Genomic DNA, 25,219 nt, shown 5'->3' with positions numbered 1-25,219 from the left:
CCTGTCGAACTGGATGAGGAAATCTCGGGACCGCCCTTCGGCCGCCCGCCCCTGTCCGTCCTGAAGGAAATGGGTCCTTCGGAACCGAAAGAAGCAAAAATGTTCGATATCAAGCGCAAGACGATCGAGTGGGGCGGCAAGACGCTGGTCCTCGAAACCGGTCGCATCGCCCGTCAAGCCGACGGCGCCGTTCTGGCCACCATGGGCGAAACCGTCGTCCTGGCCACCGCCGTGTTCGCCAAGAAGGCGAAGCCCGGTCAAGATTTCTTCCCGCTGACGGTCAACTATCAGGAAAAGACCTTCGCGGCCGGCAAGATCCCGGGCGGCTTCTTCAAGCGTGAAGGCCGTCCGTCGGAAAAGGAAACCCTGGTTTCCCGCCTGATCGACCGTCCGATCCGTCCCCTGTTCGTCAAGGGCTTCAAGAACGAAGTTCAGGTTGTCGTCACCGTGCTGCAGCACGACCTCGAGAACGATCCCGACATCCTGGGCATGGTCGCCGCTTCGGCCGCCCTGGTCCTGTCGGGCGCCCCGTTCATGGGCCCGATCGGCGCCGCGCGCGTCGGTTACGTTGACGGCGCCTACGTGCTGAACCCGACGCTCGACGAGCTGAAGGAAAGCAAGATGGACCTCGTGGTGGCCGGCACCGCCGACGCCGTGATGATGGTTGAATCGGAAATCCAGGAACTCTCGGAAGAGATCGTGCTGGGCGGCGTCAACTTCGCCCACAAGGAAATGCAGACGGTGATCGACGCGATCATCGACCTGGCCGAGCACGCCGCCAAGGAGCCCTTCGACTTCCAACCGGAAGACACCGACGCCCTGAAGGCCGAAGTGAAGAAGGCCGTCGGCAAGGACCTGGCCGACGCCTACACCATCCGTGGCAAGGCCGAACGCGTCGCCGCCCTGGGCGCCGCCAAGACCAAGGCCATCGAGACCTTCGCCAAGAGCGACACCAACCCGGCCGGCATTGACCCGCTGAAGCTGGTTTCGGTCTTCAAGGAACTGGAAGCGGACATCGTCCGTCGCTCGATCCTCGACACCGGCATCCGTATCGACGGCCGCGACGTCCGCACCGTCCGTCCGATCCTGGGTGAAGTCGGCATCCTGCCGCGCACCCACGGTTCGGCCCTGTTCACCCGCGGCGAGACCCAGGCGATCGTGGTCGCCACCCTGGGCACCGGCGACGACGAGCAGTTCATCGACGCTCTGGAAGGCACCTACAAGGAATCCTTCCTGCTGCACTACAACTTCCCTCCCTACAGCGTCGGTGAAACCGGCCGTATGGGCAGCCCGGGCCGCCGCGAAATCGGCCACGGCAAGCTGGCCTGGCGCGCCCTGCGTCCGATGCTGCCGGCCAAGGAAGACTTCCCCTACACGATCCGACTGGTCTCGGAGATCACCGAGTCGAACGGTTCGTCCTCGATGGCCACGGTCTGCGGTTCGTCGCTGGCCATGATGGACGCCGGCGTGCCGCTGATCCGTCCGGTCTCGGGCATCGCCATGGGTCTGATCCTGGAAAAGGACGGCTTCGCGGTTCTGTCGGACATCCTGGGTGACGAAGACCACCTGGGCGACATGGACTTCAAGGTCGCCGGCACCAGCGAAGGCCTGACCTCGCTGCAGATGGACATCAAGATCGCCGGCATCACCCCGGAGATCATGAAGCAGGCCCTGGCCCAGGCTCACGAAGGTCGCGCCCACATCCTGGGCGAGATGAACAAGGCCATGGACGCCCCGCGCGACGACGTCGGCGACTACGCCCCGAAGATCGAGACCATCACCATCCCGACCGACAAGATCCGTGAAGTGATCGGTTCGGGCGGCAAGGTGATCCGCGAGATCGTCGCCACCACCGGCGCCAAGGTCGACATCAACGACGAAGGCACCGTGAAGGTCTCGGCCTCGGACGGCGCCAAGATCAAGGCCGCGATCGACTGGATCAAGTCGATCACCGACGAAGCCGAAGTGGGCAAGATCTACGACGGCAAGGTCGTGAAGGTCGTCGATTTCGGCGCCTTCGTGAACTTCTTCGGCGCCAAGGACGGCCTCGTCCACGTCAGCCAGATCAGCAACGAACGCGTCGCCAAGCCGTCGGACGTGCTGAAAGAGGGCCAGATCGTCAAGGTGAAGCTCCTGGGCTTCGACGATCGCGGCAAGACCAAGCTGTCGATGAAGGTCGTCGATCAGGAAACTGGCGAAGACCTGACCAAGAAGGAAGGCGCGACCGAAGAGGCGTAAGCCCCTTCCGTCCCCATTCCGGACGCGATCAGGCGGGCGGCTCCGAAAGGGGCCGCCCGTTTTGCGTTTTGGCTTGCATCGTTCTGTTTTTGTTCCATTCTGGGTTGCGGAACGGGAGGCGAGCGATGGCCGATCATGTCGTGCAGTGCGGAGCATGCCGCGTCGATGTCCAGGTTGTGCGAGAGGGCGATGGCTTTGCCGCGCGTTGTCCGGCCTGCGCCAGGACCGCGCCCAAGGATGAGGCGATCCGGGTGGCGCGCAGTTCTCTGATCGACGTCGTCATGCGCGATCTCGACGAGAACCTGCGGGAGATCGTCCGCGCCAGTCCGATCGTCGGTTACCAGCCGGCCCAACGCTACGACTGGGTGCTCAAGGGCGTTGGCGGATAGGGTTCAAAATAAGAAACAATGGATTTCCATAGTTTCCATATCCGAGATGATCGTCCGCGTTCATTCTCTCCTCATCGGAGCAACGGGACGGGCCAGACGGCCTCCCAGCCAGAGGGAAACGGACATGAGCAGCGGCTATTTCACCACCAACGACGGCGCCCAGATCTTCTTCAAGGACTGGGGCTCGAAGACCGCCCAGCCGATCGTCTTCCACCATGGCTGGCCCCTGTCGTCGGACGACTGGGACGCGCAGATGATGTTCTTCCTGGCCAAGGGTTATCGCGTCATCGCTCATGACCGTCGCGGCCACGGCCGGTCCAGCCAGACCGACACCGGCAACGAGATGGACACCTACGCCGCCGACGTCATCGCCCTGGCCAAGCACCTGGACCTGAAGAACGCCATCCACATCGGTCACTCGACGGGCGGCGGCGAGGTGGCTCACTACGTGGCCCGCGCCGAGCCCGGCCGTGTCGCCAAGGCCGTGCTGGTCGGCGCCGTGACGCCGCTGATGCTGAAGACCGAGGCCAATCCGGGCGGCCTGCCGCTGGAGGTGTTCGACGGCTTCCGGAACGGTACAGCCTATAACCGCGCCCAGTTCTTCCGCGACGTCGCCGCCGGTCCTTTCTACGGCTTCAACCGCGAGGGCGCGCAGGTCAGCCAAGGCGTGATCGACAACTGGTGGCGCCAGGGCATGATGGCCGGCGTCAAGGCGCTGTACGACTGCGTGGCGGCCTTCTCCGAGACCGACTTCACGCAGGATCTGAAGGTCATCGACGTGCCGGTGCTGGTGCTGCATGGCGAGGACGACCAGGTCGTTCCGATCGACGCCTCGGCCCGCCAGGCGATCAAGCTGCTGAAGAACGGCAAGCTGATCACCTATCCGGGCTTCCCGCACGGCATGGCCACGACCCAGGCCGAGACGATCAACAAGGACCTGCTGGCCTTCATCGAAGGCTAGAGCATTTTCCGACGAAGTGGGTACCGGTTCGTCGTCAGAAAATGTGTCAAAACAAGAGGCTAGAGCATTTCGCCGATCCAATTGGATTGAAAAAATGCTCTAGCCGCTCAGCGATCACCACCCGTCATCCCGCGTTTCAGGCGCGGGATGACGTTTTGCCCGCTCGAATAGAGAAAATTACCCCTTCGGCGTCACCCGCACCGGCGCCGCGTCCGGGGCGCCATTGCCGCCTCTGCAGGCGGCGGGCTTGAACTTCAGGTCCAGGCACACCCAGACCTCGGCGAGGCGGCCGTCCTTGACGCGAACATTGAGACCGTCTCGGGTCATGCCCTTGTTATGCTTGAGGAAGGCGTCGCGGATCTGGCCGGCGGTCATGGTGTCGCCAGCCGGGGCCAGGTCGGGAACGTTCAGGCCCTTGCGGACCTTCTGAGCCTTCTTGAAATAGGCCTCGGGGCTGTCCCAGTTGCAGGTGCCGTGCGCCTGCCACTCGTGCTGTAGCAGCCAGGGCGAGGGGGTCATGCAGAGATTGGCCTTCACGGTCGCCGGGTTCATCGGCGGGCTAGGCTTGCAGTAGCGCGGGTGGACCCTGTCCGGTCCGTTCGGCCACAGGCCGTGCACCGTGAAACCGAAGTGATTGTTCTGGCACTGGATGACCTTGTCCGACTCCGGGATGCCCGCGCGGCAGGCCTCGGGCGACCAGAACAGCGCCAGCAGATAGGCGGCGATCGGCACGTCGGGGTGGATCTCGTCGGCGGGCGGGCTCTCGGCGGGGGCGGGGGTCACAGCGGGCGGAACCGCGCAGGCCTTCAGATTGGCGGCCTGGGCGCCGGTCGCGAGCGTGAGGACGGCGAAAGCGGTGGCGAGGGCGGTCTTCATCATGAACTCCGGAACAGCGGCGCGGATAGGGACCCGCGCCGTGGTCGGCGTCAAGAAACCCTTTGCCAACGTCCTAACGCCGCCCAACCCTGGATGAAGCCTTCCAAAGCGAGGCAGCGCTAAATATCTGATTATAGAGCCTGTTTATCTCGTTTAGATGGTTCGGCCTAAACGGGACAAGCTCTACCGCCGCGCCTCGGTGGCCATCCGTACGGCCAGGCCGCCCAGCACCGTCGCCATCAGCCAGCGTTGGATCAGGGCGAAGCTCGGCCGGGTGGCCAGGAAGGTGGCGATGGTCCCGGCGGCCAGGCAGATCGCGCCGTTCACCGTCAAGCTGACAGCGATCTGGGACAGGCCCAGGGTCAGGGACTGGGTGAAGACCCCGCCGTGCTCGGGCCTGACGAACTGCGGAAGCAGAGACAGGTACAGCATCGCGGCCTTGGGGTTCAGGATGTTGGTCACGAAGCCAATGCTGATCAGCTTGGCCGGACTGTCCTTGGGCAGTTCGCGAACCTGGAACGGCGAGGCGCCGCCGGGCTTGATCGCCTGCCAGGCCAACCACGCCAGATAGAGGGCGCCGCCGAACCGCAGGGCGTCATAGGCGATCGGCGCGGCCATCAGCAGGGCGGTGATGCCCAGGGCCGCGCAGAGCAGGTAGACCACGAAGCCGGCCGCCGTGCCGATCAGCGACACGATCCCCGCCCAGCGGCCCTGGCAGATCGAGCGGCTGACCAGATACAGCATGTTCGGTCCTGGGGTCAGGGCCATCCCCAGGCAGACCAAGGTGAAGGCGATCCAGGTCTTGGCGTCGGGCATGGCGCGGCTCCGAGTTCGTGCGGCCCAAGCTCTAGCATGACGCGTTCGGGCGCGGGCAGGGCCGATCCGGCCACGCTCAAATCGCCGCCCTTCCGCCGCGTCGCGCAACTGAGAACGATTATCATTGCGACTGCTTTGCAGGAACGCTAAGAACGCGTCGCAATTTCAGGAGGGGCTCCCACGGCGAGCCCTCGGGGAATAAGGACGATCATGCGTAATCCGATCTCTGTCGGCGTTGTAAGCCGGCCTCGTCGCGCCCTGGGCGCCGCCGCCGTCGCCGGCCTCGCGGGCCTGGGCCTGGCTCATGCCGCCGTCGCGGGCGAGGCGGACGCCGCCGCGCCGATCGCGACCGCCCCGCCCGCCGCCGCCCCGACCGCCGACGACAACACCGAGGTCTCGACCGTCAAGATTGACGCCCGTCGCGTCGCCGACCCGTCGTCGAGCAAGTTCACCGCGCCGCTGGTCGACACCCCCAAGTCCGTGACGGTCATCACCTCGAAGATCATCGAACAGACCGCCGCCACCTCGCTGACCGACATCCTGCGCACCTCGCCGGGCATCACCTTCGGCGCCGGGGAGGGTGGTCAGCCTTTGGCTGACCGGCCGTTCATCCGCGGTGCCAGCTCGGCCAACAACATCTTCGTCGACGGCGTCCGAGACAGCGGCGGCCAGACCCGCGAGATCTTCAACCTCGAGCAGGTCGAGGTCGTCAAAGGTCCGGACAGCGCCTATAGCGGCCGCGGTTCGGGCGGCGGCAGCATCAACCTGTCGTCCAAGACCCCGAAGGCCGACACCTTCGCGCGCGGATCGGTCGGCATGGGTACGGACGCCTATGCCCGCGCCACCGCCGACCTGAACTACGCGATCAACGATAGCGTCGCGGTGCGCCTGAACGTGCTGGGCACGCAAGGAAACACCCCTGGGCGCAAGGCCGTCGACTTCGACCGCTGGGGCGTCGCGCCGTCGCTGGCCATAGGTCTGAACGGCGACACCCAGATCACCGTCGCCTACTACCATCTCGACACCAACCAGACGCCCGACTACGGCATCCCGTTGCTGACCAAGACGACCGAGCCGCGCACGGCCTCGGGCATACTGAACGTCGACCGTCGCAGCTTCTACGGCATCAAGAGCCGCGACTTCCAGAAGACCAGGTCGGACATCGCCACCTTCGCCATCGACCACAAGATCGATGACGACCTGAACGTCCGGCAGGTGGTCCGCTATTCGAAGAGCGTGAACGACTACCTGGTCACCAATCCCGGCGACGGCGGCGCGGCCCAGTTCGTCCAGGGGCAGTGGTGGATGAAGCGCGGCACGAAGAGCCGCTGGAACCCGACCGAGACGGTCGCCGCGGTCACCGACCTGCACGGCAAGAAGACCTTCGCCGGTCTGGAGCACAGCTTCGACATCGGCGTCGAGTTGAGCCGCGAAGAAAATCGCAACGCCAGCTACCTGCCCTACGGCACGACGACCTCGGCCTGTCCGACCGGCTTCGTGATCGCGGCGACGACCTTGGCCAGCGTCGGCGGCGGTGACTGCACCCTCGTCTACAAGCCCAACGCCAACGATGTCTGGGTCGGCACGCTGAACAAGGGTCCGGCGTCGCGAAACCTGACCAAGACGGCCGCGATCTACGGCTTCGACACCATCAAGTTCGGCGACAAGATCCTGCTGAACCTGGGCCTGCGCCACGACAGCTACGAGAGCAGCGGCGTGGATGCGTCCTCGACCAGCGCCAACGGCGTCGTCACCTCGGTGACCTACACGCCGCGTGGCGGCTCGTGGGACTTCACGAACTACCAGGTCGGCCTGGTCTACAAGCCGACGACCAGTTCCAGCCTCTATGTCTCGTACGGCACGTCGTCGACGCCTCCTGGCATCTCGGGCGGCGACCAGAACAGCAACACCTCGACCGGTACGGGCAACCTGGCCACGGTCCAGTTGGAGCCTGAAGACAGCGAAAGCTTCGAGCTAGGCGCCAAGGCCAATGTGTTCCACGACACGCTGGCCCTGTCGGCGGCCGCCTTCAAGACCATCCGCAAGAACGCCCAGATCCTGATAGACGCCAACACCTACGCCCAGGTTGGCGAGGTCGAGGTCAAGGGCTTCGAGCTCGGCTTCTCGGGCAACGTCACGCCGAAGTGGCAGGTGTTCGGCGGCTATACCTATATGGACAGCGAGCTGGTCCGCGGCGCCTATACCAGCGTCAACCAGGGCGACCCGCTGGCCAATACGCCCAAGCACACCTTCTCGACCTTCACGACGTACAAGATCACCCGCCAGATCGCTCTCGGCGGCGGCGCCTACTACGTGTCGACCAGCTTCGGCGGCAACCAGGGCGGGGCCGGCGGCGGCACGAACCGGGTCTACGCGCCGTCCTACACCCGCTACGACGCCTTCGCCTCGTGGAGCATCAACCCGAAGGTCGACCTGCAGCTGAACGTCCAGAACCTGACGGATGAACGCTACATCGCGCGCACCAACGGCGTTCACCACGCCGATCCGGCGCCGGGCCGTCAGGCGATCCTGACCGTCAATGTGAAGTACTAGTCCTCCTCCGACGAGCGGCTTTGTCTCCGCGCCCCGTCCGGCCTCTCCAGGGTCGGGCGGGGCGATCTCGTTTCGGCCTGATCCGGATCAAACCAGACCCGGCGCGGCATGCTAGGAATGAGTCGCAACAAGGATGTCCCGATGATGCTGCAGATTCCCGAGGTGCTGACCAAGGCGCAGGTCGCCGAGTGCCGCGCGATCCTCGACGCTGGTCCGTGGGTCGACGGCAACCTGACCTCGGGATTTCAGGCCGCGCGCGCCAAGACCAACGAGCAGCTGCCGCAGGACAGCGAGGCCGCCCGAACCGTCGGCGAGGCGATCCTCCAGGCGCTGGAGGCCAATCCGCTGTTCGTCTCGGCCGCTCTGCCGCGGTTCATTCTGCCGCCGATGTTCAACCGCTACGGCGAGGGCATGGGCTTCAAGGACCATGTCGACAACGCCATCCGCCGCGACCCGCTGAGCGGCCGGCGTCTGCGCACGGATCTCTCGGCCACGCTCTTCCTGGAGGAGCCGGAGAACTACGACGGCGGCGAGCTGGTGGTGAACGACCTCTATGGCGACCATGTCGTCAAGCTGGGGGCCGGGGACATGATCCTCTATCCAAGCTCCAGCCTGCATCACGTCACGCCGGTGACGCGCGGACGGCGCACGGCCAGCTTTTTCTGGATCCAGAGCCTGATCCGCGACGACGCAAAGCGCACGATGCTGCTGGAGATGGACATCGCGATCCAGCGCCTGGCCCGCAAGGTCGAGGCGGACGACGAGGGCGTCCTGTCGCTGACCGGCGTATATCACAACCTGCTGCGCCAATGGGCCGAGGTATAGGAAATCGAGGCTGGACGAGCGCGTTCGTGGAACATCGGTCTGTCTTGCGAACCATAAGTTTACGGTTGCGCCCCACGATCCGCCCAACTTTGCGGAGACCTGATGTCCCAGGGGCGAGATAACGAAGGGGTGGCGGGAGCGCCGGCGCCATTTGGCGAGGCCGAGGCCGCGCGCTGGCTGTTCGAGAACGCCAGCGATCTGTTCGCCGTGGTCTCGCCCGAGGGCCGCTTCGTCAGCGTCAACGGCGCCTGGACCACCCTGACGGGCTGGACCCCCGAGGAGCTGATTGGGCAGCCCACCCTCAAGTTCGCCCACCCCGACAGCCAGGCCGAGCTGATCCGGAGCGGCGATCACATGCGCGCGACCGGCGAGGCGATCAACGAACTGAAGATCCGCTGCAAGGACGGCCGCACGGTCTGGCTGCAGGGCCGTTCGCGCCTGGGCCCGAACGGCGAGATGATCGGGCTGATGCACGATATCTCGGCCGAGGTGGCGACCCGGGCCGAACTGGAATCGGCCCGCCGCACCCGACAGATCCTGGCCGAGGAGGCCGGCATCGGCGTCTGGAGCTACGAGCCCGATGGCGGGAGCATCGACTGGGCGCCCGACGTTCTGGCGCGACTGGGCCTTTCGCCAAAAAATGTCGCCACGGTCGACCAATTCCTGGCCCGCTTGGCCGACGACCAGCGCGCGGTGGTGCGGGAAGCCTTTGGCCGCGCCATCCGCACAGGCGAGGGGGGCTCGGTCGAGTTCCGCCTCTTGGGTGACGATGGCTGCTGGCGGACTTTCCGCAGCACCTATCGCGCCGGCGAGCGACGGGGCGAACGGTTCACCCTCAAAGGCATCACCCAGAACATCAGCGAGGTGGCCAGCAGCCGCGACAGGGCCATCTGGAGCGAGCGCCGGGCCCGTCGGCTGGTCGAGGACGCCCCGTTCGCCGTGGCGGTCTACGATTTGGACATGCGCCTGCGCCTGGTCAGCCCGCGCTTCCTGGAAATCTTCCGGTCTACCGAGGCCCAGGTCATCGGCAAGACCCTGTCGGAGCTGACCAATGGCGGCCGGCGCCGCTTCGTGGCGGGGGTCACCCGGGCTCTGTCGGGCGAGGTCGTCACCCGCCGCGAGGACCGCCTGTTCGACGCCGAGGGCGTGGAGCGCGCCTTCCGCTGGGAGGCTCGGCCCTGGCTGGACGGCTCCGGCGAAATCGTCGGCGTCATCACCTATATGGACGACGTCACCGCCCTGACGGCGGCGCGGCGCGAGGCTCGGATCAACGCCCGTCGGCTGAAGGTCGCGCTGAGCGCGGCGCGCGCCGGCGTCTACGAGATCGACCATGAGGCCGAGCGGTTCTGGGGCTCGCCGGAATTCCACCGCATGATGGGTCGCCACGTCGTCTATGACGATGTGCGCGAGGCCGCCTGGCCGATGATCCATCCCGATGATCTCGCCCATCTCTACAAGGGCGCCGCCGAGTGGTGGCGCGACGGCCTCGTGGGAACGCAGGAGTACGACGTGCGGGTGCTGACGCCTGGCGGCGATACGCGCTGGGTGCGGATCTTCCACGACGTGCGCCGCAACACCCACGGCGTCGCGCGCAAAGCGGTCGGTCTGGTCCTGGACATCGACGAGAAGAAGAGGGCCGAGCTGGCGCTGATGGCCGCCGAGCGCGCCGCCCTGGCCGCCAACGAGGCCAAGGCCCAGTTCCTGGCCAATATGAGTCATGAGATCCGCACGCCGATGAATGGGGTGTTGGGGGTCATGCACGTGCTGCGCCGCGAGCTTCCGTCCGGCGACAGCGCCGACCTTCTGGGAGAGGCCTTGGCCGCGGGCCAGATGCTGTCGACCCTGCTGGACGACGTGATCGACATCTCGCGCATCGAGGCCGGGCGCCTGGACCTCAATCGCGAGCCGGTCGATCCGCGCGAACTGACCCGGGGCGTGATCCGCCTGCTGGCCGGTCAGGCCACGCATAAAGGCCTGCGGCTCGAACTGGACCTCGCCGATGACCTCGGCTGGATCGAGACCGACCCGACCCGCGTGCGCCAGGCCTTGTTCAACCTGATCGGCAACGCCGTGAAGTTCACCCTCAAGGGCTCGGTGACGGTCCGGGCTCGCAAGGCGATGACGGCGGAGGGCCCGCGCCTGGTCTTCGACGTGATCGACACCGGCATCGGGGTGCCGCTGGAAGCGCAAGGCAGCCTGTTCGAACGCTTCCAGCAGGCCGACGCCGGCACCACGCGTCGCTTCGGCGGTTCTGGCCTCGGCCTGGCCATCACCCGCAAGCTGGCCCAGATGCTGGGCGGCGAGGTGGCCTTCCGCTCGACCCCGGGCGAGGGCTCGACCTTCACCCTGACCATCGCCGCCCCGCCGGCGCTGGCCCCCAGGCCGGCCGAGCCGGCCTGCGACGACCTGCTGGATGGACTGAAGGTGCTTGTCGTCGAGGACAACCGGACCAACCAGCTGGTCGCCCGCCGAATCCTTGAACAGCTGGGCGCCGAGGTCAGCGTCGCCGACGACGGCGCGGCCGGCGTCGAAGCCGCCCGCGACGGGACCTTCGACCTGATCCTGATGGACGTGCAGATGCCCGGGATGGACGGCCTGGAGGCCGCCCGCCGCATTCGCGCCCTGCCGGGACCCGAGGCCCGCGCGCCGATCATCGCCCTGACCGCCAATGTCATGGCCCACCAGCGAGCGTCCTATCGCGCCGCCGGCATGGACGGTGTGGCCGCTAAACCAATCTCCCCCACCGCGCTGGTCGCCGAGATCCTGCGCCTGTCGCGGGCCGGCGACGACAGCCAGGGCGCCGTCGCCTGACCCCGCGCTTTCCACGCCCCTTTTCCCCGAGCCCTGAACCACGCTAAGCAGGGTCCAAATAACGGGGGAATGAGATGGCCGAAGCAGGTCAGGAACGCGCGTCGATGCGCACGGTGGTCGCGGCCTCTTCGGCCGGCACGGCCTTCGAGTGGTACGACTTCTTCATCTTCGGCAGCCTGACCCAGGTCATTTCCAAGACCTTCTTCGCCGGCCTCAACGACACCGCCGGCTATATCGCGGCGCTGGCCCTGTTCGGCGTCGGCTTCGCGTTCCGGCCGCTGGGCGCCCTGGTGTTCGGCAAGATCGGCGATCAGGCCGGCCGCAAGGGCGCGTTCCTGGCCACGGTGCTGCTGATGGGCGGCGCCACCTTCGCCATCGCCTTCCTGCCAACCTATCAGCAGGCCGGCATCATCTCGCCGATCCTGCTGATCCTGATGCGCTGCGTTCAAGGCTTCGCCCTGGGCGGCGAGTATGGCGGGGCGGCGATCTACGTCGCCGAGCACTCGCCGCCGAACCAGCGCGGCTGGTCGACCTCGTGGGTGCAGACCTCGGCCGCGTTCGGCCTGTTCGGCGCCCTGCTGGTGATCATGGGGACGCGCGCGGCCGTTGGCGCCGAAGCCTTTGACGTCTGGGGCTGGCGCATCCCGTTCGCCGTCTCGATCGGCCTGCTGGGCGTCTCGGTCTGGATGCGCATGAAGCTGACCGAGAGCCCCGCCTTCGCCGCCATGAAGGAAGAGGGCCAAGCCTCCAAGGCGCCCTATGCCGAGGCGTTCGGCCAGTGGAAGAACCTCAAGCTCGTCATCCTGGCCTTCCTGTCGATGATGTGCGCGCAAGGGGCGGTCTGGTACACTAGCTTCTTCTACGTCCAGACCTTCATGGAGAAGTTCCTGAAGGTCGACGCGGCGACGATCAACGGCGTGATGATGACCGCCACGGCGATCAGCGCGGTGTTCTATGTCGTCTTTGGCTGGCTGTCGGACCGGATCGGCCGCAAGCCGGTGATGCTGGGCGGCATGACCCTGGCCCTGCTGTTCTATTTCCCCGGCTTCCACCTGCTGGAACGAGCCGCCAATCCCGCTCTGGCCGAGGCCTCGGCGAAATCGCCGGTCGTGGTCGTGGCCGATCCCAAGGACTGCTCGTTGCAGTTCGATCCCGTCGGCAAGGCCGCCTTCGTGACGTCGTGCGACATCATCAAGAGCACCTTGGCCAACGCCGGCGTTTCCTACGCCAACCAGAAGGCTCCGGCCGGTTCGGTGGCGGTGATGAAGATCGGCGGCGTCGAGATCGTCTCCAGGAGCGCCAAGGGGCTGGCCAAGGCCGAGGTCAAGGCGGTGAAGAGCGGCGTCGAGGCGCGGATCAAGGCCGCTCTGGCCAAGGCCGGCTATCCCGCCAAGGCCGACCCGGCGCGGATGAACAAGCCGCTGATGCTGGTCGTGCTGTTCGTGTTCGTGATCGGGGCGACGGCCCTGTTCGGTCCGCTGGCGGCCTGCCTGGTCGAGCTGTTCCCGACGCGCGTGCGCTACACGGCCCTGTCGCTGCCCTATCACATCGGCACGGGCTGGGTTGGCGGCTTCGTGCCGTTCTTCGCCTTCGCCATCGTGACGGCGGTCGGCAACATCTATGCCGGCCTCTGGTACCCGATCGCCTTCACCCTGATCAGCGTGCTGACCACGGCGTTCCTGCTGCCGGAGACCAAGGGGCGGTCTCTGGATTAGGCAGAGGCGGCGGGCAGCACCTCGACCGCGACGCCGGCCTGGGTCAGGGCGTGGACCAGGGCCGGGTCGACGGCGTGGGTGATCAGCCGGACGATCTGGCGGCCTTCGCGGGCCAGCTGGACCAGGTGATCGGCGTCGGCCTGTGACGGGTCCAGGCGCTCGACGTCGCGGCGGGCCATCCTCACGACCTCCGGCTCGGCGTCGCCATCCAGGACCAGGACGTCGGCCGCGCCCAGGGCCCGGCTGGCGCGCAGGGTCAGCAGATCGGCCGGACCCTTGCCGGCGATGAAGCGCACCACGCCCTTGCGGGCCGCGCCCTTGGCCAGGGCCTCGCGGAACAGCTGACCGGCCTTTTCCATGTCGCCGTCGCGGGCGGCCTGGGCCGCCTCGCCCAGCACCGCGTCGCGCAGGAAGGCCCGACGCTCGTGCAGGGCCGGCAGCGCGCCGCGCACCTCGCTCTGGAACCTTCGCAGCAGGGCGGCGACCCGACCCGTGCCCTCGGGGACCTGGGCCTCGATATCGTTGCGCAGCATGGTGGCCAGAACCGGGGCGGAGCCGCCGGTGCCGACGGCCGCCACCACCTCGCCCCGGTCGATCACCGCGGGGGTGTTGAAGTCGCAGAGCTCGGGCCGGTCGACGACATTGACCAGCACCCGCGCCGCCCGCGCCGCGCCGGCGGCGGCCTGCACGAAGACCTCGTCCTGGCTGGCGATGAAGGCCAGGATCGCGCCGCTATAGGCGCCCGGCAGATAGGCCTCGTGGCCGTCCAGGCGGATGATCGTGGCGGGCGAGCCCTCGAACAGGCGCGCCTTGGCGTCGGCCGCGTCGCCCGAACCGGCGATCACCACCTTGCGGCCGGTCAGGGGGAAGTAGGCGGGGAAGGAATCCAACGGCAACCTCGAACTCTTGCGCCAAATCTATTGGGAGCGGCAATCGGCGTAGGGACCGCCGGGGAAGCCCTTGAGCACGGCGTCCGCGCCCTTGCTCCACAGCTCGGCGTCGCCGGCCGTATAGCGCGCGCCAGAAGCCGAGCGGGCCAGCTTCAGGGTCTTGGTCGCGCCGCCGGCGGTGACCACGACCTTCCTGCCGTGCAGGGCGTAGGCGCTGGTGAACCGCTTGCCGGCCTTGCAGCTGTAGCGGATCGGCGCGTCGGTGGAGTCCATCGGAGCGACGGTGGCGCAACCGGCGACAGTGACGGCCAGCAGGACGAAGGCGACGAGAACGCGGCGCAAGACGGGGACCTCCAGACGATACGGCCAAAGCATAGCGGGTTTCGAAGACGGCGCCCGCCCGCCTTCGCGTCCGCGGACGGGTTTTTCGGCGGCTGGCTGTTCCCACGCGACTGAACAGTGTTAGGTTTGCGGCAAGGCAGGAGACACATGCGCATGGCCGTGACGCTCGACATCAATGGCAAGCCGACCACGATCCAGGCCGCGCCGGAGACCCCATTGCTGTGGGTCCTGCGCGATGAACTGGGCATGACCGGCACGAAGTTCGGCTGCGGCATGGCACAGTGCGGGGCCTGCACGGTGCATCTGGACGGCCAGCCGATCCGCTCGTGCGTGACGCCGATCGAGGCGGTCGGGACGTCTAAGATCACCACCATCGAGGGCCTCGGCGGCCAGCATCCGGTGCAACAGGCATGGGTGCGTCACGACGTGCCGCAGTGCGGCTACTGCCAGTCGGGTCAGATCATGTCGGCCTGCGCCCTGCTGGCTCAGAAGCCCAAGCCCTCGGACGAGGACATCGACAACGCCATGGCCGGGAACATCTGCCGCTGCGGCGCCTATCAGCGCATTCGCGCGGCGATCAAGGACGCGGCCGACTTCGGTCCGCCGCAGGGCGACAAGCACGCCGACATCGACGAGGCCATCGTCGCGGCCTCTGGCGCCACCAACCGCGGAGCTGGCCGATGAACGCCCCCGTCAATCCGAAGGACCTGGCGCAAGCCCAGCCCAGCCGCCGCGACGTGGTCGTCGCCTCGGCCCTGGTCGGCGGGACGCTGTTGGTCGGCTGCTCGCCGGCCGACATCATGAGCGCCGGCTCCAAGGTCGAGGTCGGGGCTTTCGGGCCGTTCATCAAGATCGCGCCTGACGGCGTGGTGACAGTGATCTCAAAGCACATCGAGTTCGGCCAAGGCAATCATGCCGGCCTCGCCGCCATCGTCGCCGAGGAGCTGGACGCGGACTGGACCAAGGTCCAGGTCGAGCAGGCGCCGGCCAACGCCAAGCTCTACGCCAACGGCGCTCTCGGCGCGCAGCTGACCGGCGGTTCGTCGGCGATCTCCAACTCTTGGGAGCAACTGCGTAAGGCCGGCGCCGGCGCGCGGGCCATGTTCGTCCAGGCCGCCGCCAACAAATGGAACGTCGCGGTCGGCGAGATCACGGTCAAGGACGGCGTTGTCACCCACACTTCGGGCAAGACCGCCGGGTTCGGCGAACTTCTCGCCGACGCCGCCAAGGTGCCGGCCGCCACCGACGTCAAGCTGAAAGACCCCAAGACCTTCACCCTGATCGGCACCGCCCGGGTGCGCCGCAAGGATTCGCAGGCCAAGAGCGACGGCACGGCGCGCTACACCCAGGACGTCCGCCTGCCCGACATGTTGACGGCGGTGGTCGCCCATGGTCCCCGCTTCGGAGCCAAGCTGAAGAGCCTCGACGCCGCCGACGCCAAGAAGGTCCCGGGCGTGGTCGACGTCTTCGAGATTCCGACCGGTGTCGCCGTGGTGGCCCAGAACACCTACGCCGCGCGTATGGGTCGCGAGGCGCTGAAGCTCGAATGGGACGAGGAAAAGGCCGAGAAACGCGGTTCGGCCGCCATCGCCCAGCTCTTCAAGGACGTCGCGGCCGGCAAGAACACCGAGGCCAAGTGGGAGGCCTTCGACCAGCGCGGCGACGCCAACGTGCTGAACGCCGCCCCCAAGGCGGGCGAGCAGGTGTTCGAGACCACCTACGAGTTCCCGTACCTGGCCCATGCCACCATGGAGCCGATGAACTGCGTCGCGGCGGTGGACGGCGGCAAGGTCAAGCTGACCTTCGGCTCGCAAGGCCAGACCCTGGACCAGCTGGCCGCCGCCAAGATCGTCGGCTGCCTGCCGGGCTCGGTCGAGATCGAGACCCTGTTCGCCGGCGGCTCGTTCGGCCGGCGCGCCAACTTCCAGTCCGACTATGTCGCCGAGTGCGTCCACATCGCCAAGAAGGTCGGCAAGGGCCGGCCGGTGAAGCTGGTCTGGACCCGCGAGGACGACATGCGGGCCGGCTATTTCCGGCCGCTGACCATCCACGCCGTGAAGGTGCGGTTGGACAAGGACGGCTATCCCGCCGCCTGGCGCCACCGCATCGTCAGCCAGTCGATCATGAAGGGCTCGCCCATGCCGGCCGGCAAGGGTCCCGACCAGACGGCGATCGAGGGTACGGCGGGCTCGCCCTACCTGAAGGCCACGCCGATCGTCGACGCCCAGGTCGCCCTGCCGGACGTCGGCGTGCCGGTGCTGTGGTGGCGCTCGGTCGGCGCGACCCACACCGCCTTCGTCATGGAGCACACGATCGATCAGCTGGCCGCCAAGGCCGGCAAGGACCCGATCGAATACCGTCGGGCGCTCTACGCCAAGGCCGGGGCCGACCGGCACCTGGCGGCCCTGAACCTGGCGGTCGAGAAGGCCTCGGCCCCCACGGTCGGCTGGACGCGCGGCGTGGCGGTGCATGAGAGCTTCGGTTCGGTGGTCGCCCAGGTGGCCGAGGTCAAGCTCGAGGACGGCGTCCCGCGCGTCGGCCGCGTCGTCACCGCCATCGACTGCGGCGTCGCCATCTCGCCCGACCAGATCGCCGCCCAGATGGAGGGTGGGACCTGCTATGGCCTGTCGGCGGCGCTGTTCGGCGAGGTGACACTGACCGACGGTCAGGTCGACCAGACCAATTTCGACCGCTACCGCGTGCTGCGGTTAAATGAGGCGCCGATGGTCGAAACCAATATCGTGCCCTCCGGCAATCCCCCCAGCGGGGTCGGCGAACCCGGCACGCCGGTCATTGGTCCGGCCGTGGCCAACGCCTTGTTCGCCCTGAACAAGACGGCGACCACGCGCCTGCCCTTCGTGCGCTCGGAAACCTGAGAAGCTGAAACTTCTCGTTTAGCTCGCTAGACGGGAACAATTTCGCCGATCATCCTGGCGCCATGGTTCAGGGCGTCAGTACCGCGTTCGAAAAGCTTACCCCGCGCGAGCGGGGGATTCGGCGGCCTGGCAGCTTCCGTCGCAATGGCCACCCTGCGCGCCTGGAGACAGGCCGATGAGGGAGCGCTTCGATCCCGACCTCGACGCGCTCGCCGACGCCGAGGACACCGCCGAATTCAAGCGCAACCTCGTCGGAATAAGCGCCGACCATCGGCGGATCCTGCGCGTGCTGCTGCCCAAGCTGGCTGCCCTGCAGGAGCGCGGCGACTGCGCGGCTGCCCTGCGGCTGATCGCGGAGATCAAGCGCATCCTGATCGGCGAGGAGGAGCCGCCACACTGAAATTCAATGGCGAGGTCGTCGTCGGACCCTTGGCGACAGTCCGGCTTCAGCGGCCTTCGATGGCGCGGGCTAGGTCCTCGGGTCGGTCCACGTCGAGGTGGATCCCCGGATCTTGCACGGGAATCCGCGCCAACCGGGCGCCCGCGTTCTCCAGAAGGGCGCGGGCGCCTTCGTCTCCGGAAAGCGCCCGCAGCGCCGGCAGCCAGGTCGCGCCGAACAGCACCGGATGGCCGCGACGGCCCAGATACAGCGGCGCGACAATGTGGTGCTCACTCTCCAGGGCCCGGGCCAGCGTGGCCGGCGTCGCGGGATCCACGGCCGGCATGTCGCCCAGGAACACGAAGACGCCCGCCGTATCGTCGGGCAGGGCCGCCAGCGCCGCCCGCAGCGAAGCGGCCATACCCTCGTCGGCGTCCTCGACCGCGACCACCACCAGCCGTTCCGAGGCCTTCAGCCGCTGGGCCGTGGCCTCGGCGGCCGCGCGCACCGCGGGATCGGCGACCGCCACGAACACCCGCCGCACGGGCGACAGCAAGGCGGTGCGCAAGGCGTGCGCCACCAGCGGCGCGCCATCCAGCACGGCCAGCAGCTTGCCGCCACCAAAGCGCACGCCGCGACCCGCCGCCAGTACGATGGCGTCTAACCCCTTTGTATCGCTTTGCGTCATGGGCTCCAGCGCCTACCTTAGAGTCAGACATGACGCCCTATGACGACAGCCCCGCGCAAGCGGTTCACGCGATCGCCCCGTCGCCAAGCCCGGTTTTGATCGACGGGTTCGGTCGCGCCGTCACCTATCTGCGCGTTTCGGTCACCGATCGCTGCGACCTGCGCTGCCTCTATTGCATGTCCGAGCACATGACCTTCCTGCCGAAGGCCGAAGTGCTGACGCTGGAGGAACTGGACCGCCTGGCCTCGACCTTCGTCGGCCTGGGCGTGCGCAAGCTGCGTTTGACCGGCGGCGAGCCGCTGGTGCGCAAGGGCTTCATGACCCTGGTCGCTGGCCTGTCGCGCCACCTGCGGTCGGGGGCGCTGGATGAGCTGACCCTGACCACCAACGGCACCCAGCTGGAAGGCTACGCCGCCGACCTCGCGCGCCATGGCGTGCGGCGGATCAACGTCTCGCTGGACACGCTGAAACCAGACCTCTTCCGCACGCTGACGCGGGGCGGCGACCTCGCCCGGGTGATCGCCGGCGTCGACGCGGCCAGGGCGGCCGGGATCGCGGTCAAGATCAACGCCGTGGCCCTGAAGGCCGACAACGCCGCCGAGCTGCCCGACCTGATCCAATGGGCCCATGCGCGTGGCTGCGACATCACCCTGATCGAGACCATGCCGATGGGCGAGGTCGACCAGGATCGCACCGACCAGTATCTGTCGCTGCAGGACGTCCGCCGCGACCTGTCGTCGTTCTGGTCGCTGGAGGACATCCACCACGCCACCGGCGGTCCCGCCCGATATGTCCGGGTGGCCGAAACCGGTGGGCGGCTGGGGCTGATCACGCCGCTCAGCAACCATTTCTGCGACACCTGCAACCGGGTGCGTCTCACCTGCACCGGCACCCTGCACACGTGCCTGGGCCGCGACGACGCCAGTGACCTGCGCGCGGTGATGCGTGGGGGGGCGACCGACCCGGAGCTGCGCGAAGCGATCTTCGCGGCGATCGGGTCCAAGCCGAAAGGTCACGACTTCCAGATCGCCCGGCCGGCCGTGGCGCGTCACATGTCGACGACGGGCGGTTAGGCGATGGCTCGGGTTTTGCTGTTCGGACGCCTGGCCGACCAGGCCGGCTGGCGCGAGCGCGTGGTCGAGGCCGGCGATCTGGCCGCCCTGCGCGCGATGCTGACGTCCGACGATCCCGAACTCGGCGAGGCGCTCCGCGGCCCTGGCGTTCAGGTCGCCGTCGACAAGGCCCTGGTGCGGGGCGAGGCGGCCCTGACCGCCGTCACCGAGGTCGCCTTCCTGCCGCCCATGAGCGGCGGATGATCGTCACCCCCACCGTCACCCTGGCCGACAAGCCGTTCGAGCCCGGAGCGCTCGTCACCGCCTTCTGCGCCCATCGCCAGGAGACCGGCGCCGTGGCCACCTTCGTCGGTCTGGCCCGCGCCGAACAGGGGGCGGCGGCGGCGCTGGAGCTGGAGGCCTATACCGGCTTTACCGACGCGGCGATCGGCGAGATCGCCCAGGTCGCGGTCGAAAGGTTCAAGCTGCAGGACGTCCATGTCGTCCACCGCATCGGGCGTGTCGGGCCCGGCGAGGCCATCGTCTTCGTCGCCACCGCCGCCGGCCATCGCCGCGAGGCCTTCGAGGCCTGCGACTTCCTGATGGACTACCTCAAGAGCCGCGCGCCCTTCTGGAAGAAGGAGCACGGGCCGGACGGCGCGCGCTGGATCGAGCCGACGGACCGCGATAGGACCGACGCGCAACGCTGGGATTGAATGGAGAGCGGAATGACCGAAGCGCTGAAGCCGGGCGGCGGGATCAAGCCGGACCTACCGTTCAAGCCGGTCCGCGTCGCCGTGCTGACCATCTCCGACACCCGCGACGAGGAGAGCGACACCTCGGGTCAGATCCTGGTCGACCGCGTCAAGGCCGCCGGCCACGAACTGGGCGGCCGGGCGGTGGTCCGCGACGACGTCGAGCAGATTCGCCAGCGGGTTCGCGACTGGATCGACGCCAAGGCCGTCGACGCCATTGTCACCACCGGCGGCACCGGTCTCACCGGCCGCGACGTGACCCCCCAGGCGCTGGAACCGCTGTTCGACAAGAAGATCGACGGTTTCTCGGTGATCTTCCACCTGGTCAGCTACGCCTCGGTGGGCCTCTCGACCCTGCAGTCGCGCGCCACGGCCGGGCTGATCGACGGCGTTTTTGTCTTCTGCTTGCCGGGCAGCAACGGGGCGGTGCGCGACGGTTGGGACAAGGTCATTTCCGCGCAGTTGGACAGCCGCCACAAGCCCTGCAACATGGTCGAGCTGATGCCCCGACTTCTAGAACAATGAGGCGCCTCGAACCGTGAGCAAGCTCACCCATATCGACGCTCAGGGCCGCGCCCGCATGGTCGACGTCTCCGACAAGCCGGCGACGGCGCGCGAGGCCGTGGCGACGGGCTTCGTGCGGATGAGCGCCGAGACCCTGGCCCTGGCGGTGTCGGGTTCGGGCCGCAAGGGCGATGTCCGCGCCGTGGCCGAGCTGGCCGGCGTCATGGCCGCCAAGCAGACGTCAAGCCTCATCCCGCTATGCCACCCCCTGGCCTTGTCGAAGGTGGTGGTCGAGGTCGAGCCGGGCGACGGTGGGATGTCGGTGACCGCGCGGGTCAGGACCACGGGCCCGACGGGCGTCGAGATGGAGGCCCTCACGGCGGTGTCGGTGGCCTGCCTGACGATCTACGACATGCTGAAGGCGGCCGAGAAGGGCATGGTCATCGAAGCCGTGCGGCTGATCGAGAAGACCGGGGGCAAGTCGGGGGCGTGGAAGGCGGGGCCGCCGACCTAGGCCGCCCTACGCTGCCCCTCGCTCGCGATCCGCAGTTCACCCATCCGTTGGGCCAACCGCGTCGCCTCCTCCGCCAGAGCATGGCTGGCGGCGGTCGTCTGTTCCACCATCGCCGCGTTGCGCTGCGTGACCTGGTCCATCTGGTTCATGGTGGTGTTGACCTCGGCCAGGCCGCGCGCCTGTTCCTGGGTCGAGGCGGCCATGTCGCCTACCAAGCTGTCGATCTGATCGACTTCGTCGGCGATGGCGCGCAGGGCTTCGCCGGTCTTGCCGACATAGTCCACGCCCTGTCCGACCTCGACCGTGCTGGCGCTGATCAGCGTCTTGATCTCCCGAGCGGCGTCGGCCGAACGCTGCGCCAGGGCCCGGACTTCCTGGGCCACCACCGCGAAGCCGCGACCGGCTTCACCCGCCCGCGCCGCCTCGACGCCGGCGTTGAGGGCCAGGAGGTTGGTCTGGAAAGCGATCTCGTCGATCACCCCGATGATCTGGCCAATCTGGGCCGAAGACTTTTCGATCGCGCCCATCGCCTCAATGGCCTGGGTGACGATCGAGCCCGAGGCGTCGGCGGCGCCGCGGGCCCGTTCAACCACCTTCCGCGCGCGGTTGGCGCCCTCGGCGGTGAGGCGCACGGTGCTGGTGATCTCGTCGAGGGCGGCGACGGCTTCCTCGAGGCTGGCGGCCTGGTTCTCGGTGCGGCCCGACAGGTCGTCGGCCGCGGCGGTGATCTCGGCGGTTCCGCGATGGATCGCTTTCACCGCGCCCAGAGAGGCGGCGATGACGCCTGACAGCGTCTCGACGGCGATGTTGAAGTCCACGCGCAGCTTCTCGTAGCCAGCCGGGAAGGTCTGGTCGATCCGGTGAGAGAGGTCGCCCTCGGACATGTGCTTCAGCGCCCGACCGAGGCTGTCGACGACGGCCTTCTGGGTGGCTTCGGCCTCGTCCCGGCGCTTTTCGGCCTCGCGGCGCTCGATCTCCAGCGTGTCGCGGACGTCGGCGGCCTCCAGCTCCTTGCGGCGGGCCTCGATGGTGTCGTGGAAGGTCCGCAGGGCTTCGGTCATCTGGCCGATCTCGTCCTTGCCGTGCGCCCGTGGCAGCGCGACCGAGAGGTCGCCGGCCGCCAGGCGACGCAGCGCGCTGGTGATCTGCGCCAGCGGCGCGACCAGGCCCTTCTGGGCGGCGATCATCAGAACGGCGGCGAAGGCGGCGGCGACCAGCAGCAGCGCGCCCATGACGACCTGGCCCAGCAGGCTCATCGACTTGGCCGCCTTGGCGTCGCCGGTCGCGGCGGCCTCGATCTTGGTCGAGGCCTCCTCCATCTTGGTTTCGAGCGCCGAGAACTGCTTCGCGAAGCCCGGCAGCTTGGCGCGGGCGCCGGCCGGGTCGGTGTCGGCTTGGCCGCCAATCTCGCCGGCCGAGGCGATATAGGTCGCCAACGGGGCCGCGACATCGGCCAGCGCGGCCTTCACGGCCGGGTCCTGCGCCAGACGGCCGCTGGTGGCGATGTCGGTCTTGAAGGCTTCGGTATGTTCGGCCAGATCGGCGCGGACGGCCTTGATGTCAACGCCCAGGCCCGGGTCGGAGGACATGATAGCGCCCATGACGTCGGCCCGCAGGGCGTCGTGCATCATGTCGGCGTGCATGTGCAGCCTCAGAATCTTCGCAGAGGCCTCGGACCGGGTCAGGGCCGAGTCGAGGCTGATCGCCACCCACAGGCCCGTCCCGGCGGTGGCCGCGCAAAGCAACGCCGCGCCGGCCGCCGCTCCCATGACCTTCTGAGCCAATGACGCCATATGGTATCTCCCCGCGACGCATCGCAAATCTCGCGGGAAAGAATGCGCGACGACATGTCTAACGGGTGTTAACCGGGGCTGTGTCGGAGCGGCGACATAAGGTCGCGTTCGGCGATCGGTGGTCGATCTAACGCGGGATGTCGGCGGTCTTCACCAACGCGACCTGCCTGTAGACGGCGGCGACCTCGAAATAGCGGCCAAAGGCGGCGTGGAACTGGTCGACGGCCTGCTTCACGCCCGGGCCGCCGATCTCGCTGATGTCGTGCCAGTAGTCGTCCAGCACCATCATGCCGCCCACGCTCAGCAGGCTGGCGCAGAAGCACAGGTCGATCAGCACGGCCAGGGCCGTGTGGCTGCCGTCGACATAGATGAGGTCGAACTGTTCGTTCCGCTCCAGCATCTGGGGCAGGACGTAGGTCGAGAAACCCTTATGGGTGTCCAGGCTCTTGAAGCCGCACTTGGCCATGTTGCGACGGAAGCGCGGCTCGACCGCGTGGTACTTCTCTTCCGGGTTCAGGGCCTCGTCGAACCAGGGATCGATGACCGTGACGGCCAGGCGTTGGGGCAACAGCCAGTCCATGAAGGCCAGGTTGCGGCCCTCATAGGCGCCGATCTCCATGTACCGAATCGTTTCGCCGGCGGGACGCTTGCCAGCGAAGTCGCGTAGCAACGGGGCCACGAACGGGATGTTGTTGCTGGCCCATGTCGAGGTGAACTCGAAGCCGGCCTGTTCGGCATGGGCGTTGAACGCATCGACCACGGCCGGATCGCGCTGGCCGCCCAGCATGGTCTTGGCCAGGGTGGTGGCTAGACGCGGATTGATCTTGGTCAGCGAGCGCAGCTTCGCCAGACCGGCGCGGTGGGTGACGGTCTCGGCGTCGAAGTGCATGTCGGCGGCGGCCATGGTCGTTCCCTACAATCGGTTGCGGGGAATTTGCGCAGGAAGGTCTTAAGGAAGGGCTCAGTCGGTGAACGCCGTGATCGGCCTGTTCCTGGTCAGGCTCCAGCCGGCCGAGATAGTCTCCGCCGTCGCTAGGTCGGTATTCTGGATCGTGTAGGTCCAGAGGATCTCGGTGAAATTCAGCTTGAACTGCTCGGTCGGCATGTCGTCGGGGTGCGACTGGAGCTGGATCTCGCTGACGATTGCGTCGCGCAGGGAGACGGTGATGATGTTCGCGGTCTTGTCGCCGGAATTTCGCGCGATGTAGAGCTTGGTGGGCTGCTCGGCGCCGATCCCTATGGGCTTGGCGCCGAGGCAGTGTTCGTAGAGCTTGACCGAGGTCTGGTCGACGTACTTGACGCAGGTGAACTCGGTGATGATCGGCCGGCCCGAGGCCCTGGCGTTGGCCGAGACATCGGTGCTGATCTGCTGCTTCATGCCCTGGTGCATGGACACCAGTTCGATGCATCGACCGATATTGGCCAAGTGCCAGCCGGGATCGATCAGCGACTCGCCTTGGCTCCAGTCGGGTCCGCCAGGGCTACCAAACAGGCTCTGATCGCCCGGCTCTAGCAGAATCAGATCCATGGCTCGAGCCTCACGGTTGTTTGTCCCGCATCTTAAGCCTATCGGCGAGTATCAGGCGACCACGATCTGGCCGTCGCGGACCTCGACTGGCCACGGGAACAGCTTGTCGCCGGGGCAGGGACCGGCCACGCAGGCCCCGTCCTCGATCTTGAACAGGGCCGCGTGGCCGGCGCACAGGATCAGGTCGTTCTCGCGGGTCAGGTAACGGCCGGCGAAGCCCGCCAGCGGCCATCCGGCGTGCGGACAGCTGTCGAGATAGCCGACCACCCGCTCGTCCTTGCGCACCACGAAGCCGGCGAACATCGCGTCGCCCTCACGCCAGCGGAAGCCCCTCGAACCGGGCGAGGCGATCTCGTCCAGCGCGCAGAGCACTGTCCCCGGCGCGGGACGGGCGGGATTTTCCGGGTCGGTGCGCAAGCTTAGCCGATCGAGCCGACACCCACGCGCCAGCTCTGGATCTCGACGCTCTCGAACAGGCCGGCCAGAGTGTATGGGTCGTTGTCGACGAAGGTCCGAGCGGCGGCGCGGTCCTCGGCCTCGACGATCAGCATCGAGCCGATGGGCGAACCGGCGTCGTCCAGTAGCGGGCCGGCTGCCTTCACCAGGCCCGCGCCGTTCAGATAGTCGAGATGGGTCGGGCGGGTCGCCATGCGCGTCTCGAGGGCGCCGGGCTTATCCTTGCAGTAGACGACGAAGAGGGCCATGCGGCGGTCC

At 67.5% G+C, this 25,219-nt stretch carries 25 protein-coding genes; 15 read left to right on the top strand and 10 right to left on the bottom strand.

What is annotated here, in order from left to right:
* Positions 1 to 99 precede the first annotated feature (99 nt).
* The 3 genes from pnp to ACW175_RS23765 all read left to right on the top strand — a co-directional run bounded on the left by pnp (position 100) and on the right by ACW175_RS23765 (position 3,588).
* On the top strand, positions 100 to 2,238 hold the full coding sequence (pnp, locus tag ACW175_RS23775) for a polyribonucleotide nucleotidyltransferase (protein WP_492102371.1): 2,139 nt from the start codon (positions 100 to 102) through the stop codon (positions 2,236 to 2,238).
* A 125-nt stretch (positions 2,239 to 2,363) separates the two neighbouring features.
* Positions 2,364 to 2,627, top strand: coding sequence for a hypothetical protein (locus ACW175_RS23770; RefSeq protein WP_492102370.1), 264 nt, complete (start codon positions 2,364 to 2,366; stop codon positions 2,625 to 2,627).
* A 124-nt stretch (positions 2,628 to 2,751) separates the two neighbouring features.
* On the top strand, positions 2,752 to 3,588 hold the full coding sequence (locus tag ACW175_RS23765; RefSeq protein WP_492102369.1) for an alpha/beta fold hydrolase: 837 nt from the start codon (positions 2,752 to 2,754) through the stop codon (positions 3,586 to 3,588).
* A 177-nt stretch (positions 3,589 to 3,765) separates the two neighbouring features.
* Here ACW175_RS23765 and ACW175_RS23760 read toward each other — a convergent pair whose 3' ends face one another.
* The gene (locus ACW175_RS23760; RefSeq protein ID WP_492105039.1) at positions 3,766 to 4,464 is read right to left on the bottom strand and encodes a ribonuclease T2; all 699 of its coding nucleotides are present in this window, start codon (positions 4,462 to 4,464) and stop codon (positions 3,766 to 3,768) included.
* A 183-nt stretch (positions 4,465 to 4,647) separates the two neighbouring features.
* Complete coding sequence (locus ACW175_RS23755; protein ID WP_492102368.1) at positions 4,648 to 5,280, bottom strand: LysE family translocator; 633 nt, start codon at positions 5,278 to 5,280, stop codon at positions 4,648 to 4,650.
* 210 nt (positions 5,281 to 5,490) lie between these two features.
* On the opposite strand from ACW175_RS23755, the gene ACW175_RS23750 reads away from it, so the two are divergent.
* The 4 genes from ACW175_RS23750 to ACW175_RS23735 all read left to right on the top strand — a co-directional run bounded on the left by ACW175_RS23750 (position 5,491) and on the right by ACW175_RS23735 (position 13,184).
* Positions 5,491 to 7,833, top strand: coding sequence for a TonB-dependent receptor (locus ACW175_RS23750; protein WP_492102367.1), 2,343 nt, complete (start codon positions 5,491 to 5,493; stop codon positions 7,831 to 7,833).
* A gap of 141 nt (positions 7,834 to 7,974) precedes the next feature.
* Positions 7,975 to 8,658: a Fe2+-dependent dioxygenase gene (locus ACW175_RS23745; protein WP_492105038.1), complete on the top strand. Its 684-nt coding sequence runs from the start codon at positions 7,975 to 7,977 to the stop codon at positions 8,656 to 8,658.
* 102 nt (positions 8,659 to 8,760) lie between these two features.
* Positions 8,761 to 11,469: a PAS domain S-box protein gene (locus ACW175_RS23740; protein WP_492102366.1), complete on the top strand. Its 2,709-nt coding sequence runs from the start codon at positions 8,761 to 8,763 to the stop codon at positions 11,467 to 11,469.
* Between the two features lie 74 nt (positions 11,470 to 11,543).
* Positions 11,544 to 13,184, top strand: a complete 1,641-nt coding sequence (locus ACW175_RS23735; RefSeq protein WP_492102365.1) for an MFS transporter — start codon at positions 11,544 to 11,546, stop codon at positions 13,182 to 13,184.
* Here the strand turns inward: ACW175_RS23735 and ACW175_RS23730 are convergent.
* Positions 13,181 to 14,074: an NAD(P)-dependent oxidoreductase gene (locus ACW175_RS23730; RefSeq protein ID WP_492102364.1), complete on the bottom strand. Its 894-nt coding sequence runs from the start codon at positions 14,072 to 14,074 to the stop codon at positions 13,181 to 13,183. The two genes, ACW175_RS23735 and ACW175_RS23730, sit on opposite strands and share 4 nt — an antisense overlap.
* Positions 14,075 to 14,101: 27 nt before the next feature.
* Positions 14,102 to 14,416, bottom strand: a complete 315-nt coding sequence (locus ACW175_RS23725) for an MliC family protein (protein WP_492102363.1) — start codon at positions 14,414 to 14,416, stop codon at positions 14,102 to 14,104.
* 153 nt (positions 14,417 to 14,569) lie between these two features.
* On the opposite strand from ACW175_RS23725, the gene ACW175_RS23720 reads away from it, so the two are divergent.
* From ACW175_RS23720 to ACW175_RS23710, 3 genes are all read left to right on the top strand, one after another.
* A complete protein-coding gene (locus ACW175_RS23720; RefSeq protein WP_492102362.1) occupies positions 14,570 to 15,100 on the top strand; it encodes a (2Fe-2S)-binding protein in 531 nt (176 codons plus the stop codon).
* Positions 15,097 to 17,292, top strand: a complete 2,196-nt coding sequence (locus ACW175_RS23715) for a xanthine dehydrogenase family protein molybdopterin-binding subunit (protein WP_492102361.1) — start codon at positions 15,097 to 15,099, stop codon at positions 17,290 to 17,292. Before ACW175_RS23720 ends, ACW175_RS23715 begins: the two co-directional genes overlap by 4 nt.
* Before the next feature lie 175 nt (positions 17,293 to 17,467).
* Positions 17,468 to 17,692, top strand: coding sequence for a hypothetical protein (locus ACW175_RS23710; RefSeq protein WP_492102360.1), 225 nt, complete (start codon positions 17,468 to 17,470; stop codon positions 17,690 to 17,692).
* A 46-nt stretch (positions 17,693 to 17,738) separates the two neighbouring features.
* On the opposite strand, the gene ACW175_RS23705 is transcribed toward ACW175_RS23710, so the two are convergent.
* Positions 17,739 to 18,359 carry a nucleotidyltransferase family protein gene (locus ACW175_RS23705; protein WP_492102359.1) on the bottom strand — a complete coding sequence of 207 codons (621 nt, stop codon included), beginning with the start codon at positions 18,357 to 18,359 and terminating at the stop codon, positions 17,739 to 17,741.
* Between the two features lie 29 nt (positions 18,360 to 18,388).
* Here ACW175_RS23705 and moaA point away from each other — a divergent pair, with 29 nt between their 5' ends.
* Genes moaA through moaC form a run of 5 tightly spaced genes read left to right on the top strand, consistent with a single transcriptional unit; the run spans position 18,389 to position 21,184 of the window.
* Entirely contained in the window at positions 18,389 to 19,432 is a 1,044-nt protein-coding gene (gene moaA / locus ACW175_RS23700; protein WP_492102358.1) for a GTP 3',8-cyclase MoaA, read from the top strand.
* Positions 19,433 to 19,435: 3 nt separating this feature from the next.
* Complete coding sequence (locus tag ACW175_RS23695; protein ID WP_492102357.1) at positions 19,436 to 19,675, top strand: MoaD/ThiS family protein; 240 nt, start codon at positions 19,436 to 19,438, stop codon at positions 19,673 to 19,675.
* Positions 19,672 to 20,127 (top strand): molybdenum cofactor biosynthesis protein MoaE, encoded by a 456-nt coding sequence (locus tag ACW175_RS23690; protein WP_492102356.1) that lies wholly within the window; start codon positions 19,672 to 19,674, stop codon positions 20,125 to 20,127. Before ACW175_RS23695 ends, ACW175_RS23690 begins: the two co-directional genes overlap by 4 nt.
* Positions 20,128 to 20,139: 12 nt before the next feature.
* The gene (gene moaB, locus ACW175_RS23685) at positions 20,140 to 20,691 is read left to right on the top strand and encodes a molybdenum cofactor biosynthesis protein B (protein ID WP_492102355.1); all 552 of its coding nucleotides are present in this window, start codon (positions 20,140 to 20,142) and stop codon (positions 20,689 to 20,691) included.
* Positions 20,692 to 20,704: 13 nt separating this feature from the next.
* Positions 20,705 to 21,184, top strand: a complete 480-nt coding sequence (gene moaC / locus ACW175_RS23680; RefSeq protein ID WP_492102354.1) for a cyclic pyranopterin monophosphate synthase MoaC — start codon at positions 20,705 to 20,707, stop codon at positions 21,182 to 21,184.
* Here the strand turns inward: moaC and ACW175_RS23675 are convergent.
* From ACW175_RS23675 to ACW175_RS23655, 5 genes are all read right to left on the bottom strand, one after another.
* Positions 21,181 to 22,977, bottom strand: a complete 1,797-nt coding sequence (locus ACW175_RS23675) for a methyl-accepting chemotaxis protein (protein ID WP_492102353.1) — start codon at positions 22,975 to 22,977, stop codon at positions 21,181 to 21,183. The genes moaC and ACW175_RS23675 overlap by 4 nt on opposite strands.
* Before the next feature lie 127 nt (positions 22,978 to 23,104).
* A complete protein-coding gene (locus ACW175_RS23670; RefSeq protein WP_492102352.1) occupies positions 23,105 to 23,881 on the bottom strand; it encodes a class I SAM-dependent methyltransferase in 777 nt (258 codons plus the stop codon).
* Between the two features lie 57 nt (positions 23,882 to 23,938).
* The gene (locus ACW175_RS23665; protein WP_492102351.1) at positions 23,939 to 24,505 is read right to left on the bottom strand and encodes an Hcp family type VI secretion system effector; all 567 of its coding nucleotides are present in this window, start codon (positions 24,503 to 24,505) and stop codon (positions 23,939 to 23,941) included.
* 51 nt (positions 24,506 to 24,556) lie between these two features.
* Positions 24,557 to 24,922 (bottom strand): Rieske (2Fe-2S) protein, encoded by a 366-nt coding sequence (locus ACW175_RS23660; RefSeq protein WP_492102350.1) that lies wholly within the window; start codon positions 24,920 to 24,922, stop codon positions 24,557 to 24,559.
* Positions 24,923 to 24,924: 2 nt separating this feature from the next.
* On the bottom strand, positions 24,925 to 25,209 hold the full coding sequence (locus tag ACW175_RS23655) for a YciI family protein (RefSeq protein ID WP_492102349.1): 285 nt from the start codon (positions 25,207 to 25,209) through the stop codon (positions 24,925 to 24,927).
* Between the last annotated feature and the right edge of the window lie 10 nt (positions 25,210 to 25,219).

Source organism: Caulobacter sp. FV1ye6ST (assembly GCF_058681225.1).
This window is presented reverse-complemented; position numbering and strand designations above follow the sequence as displayed.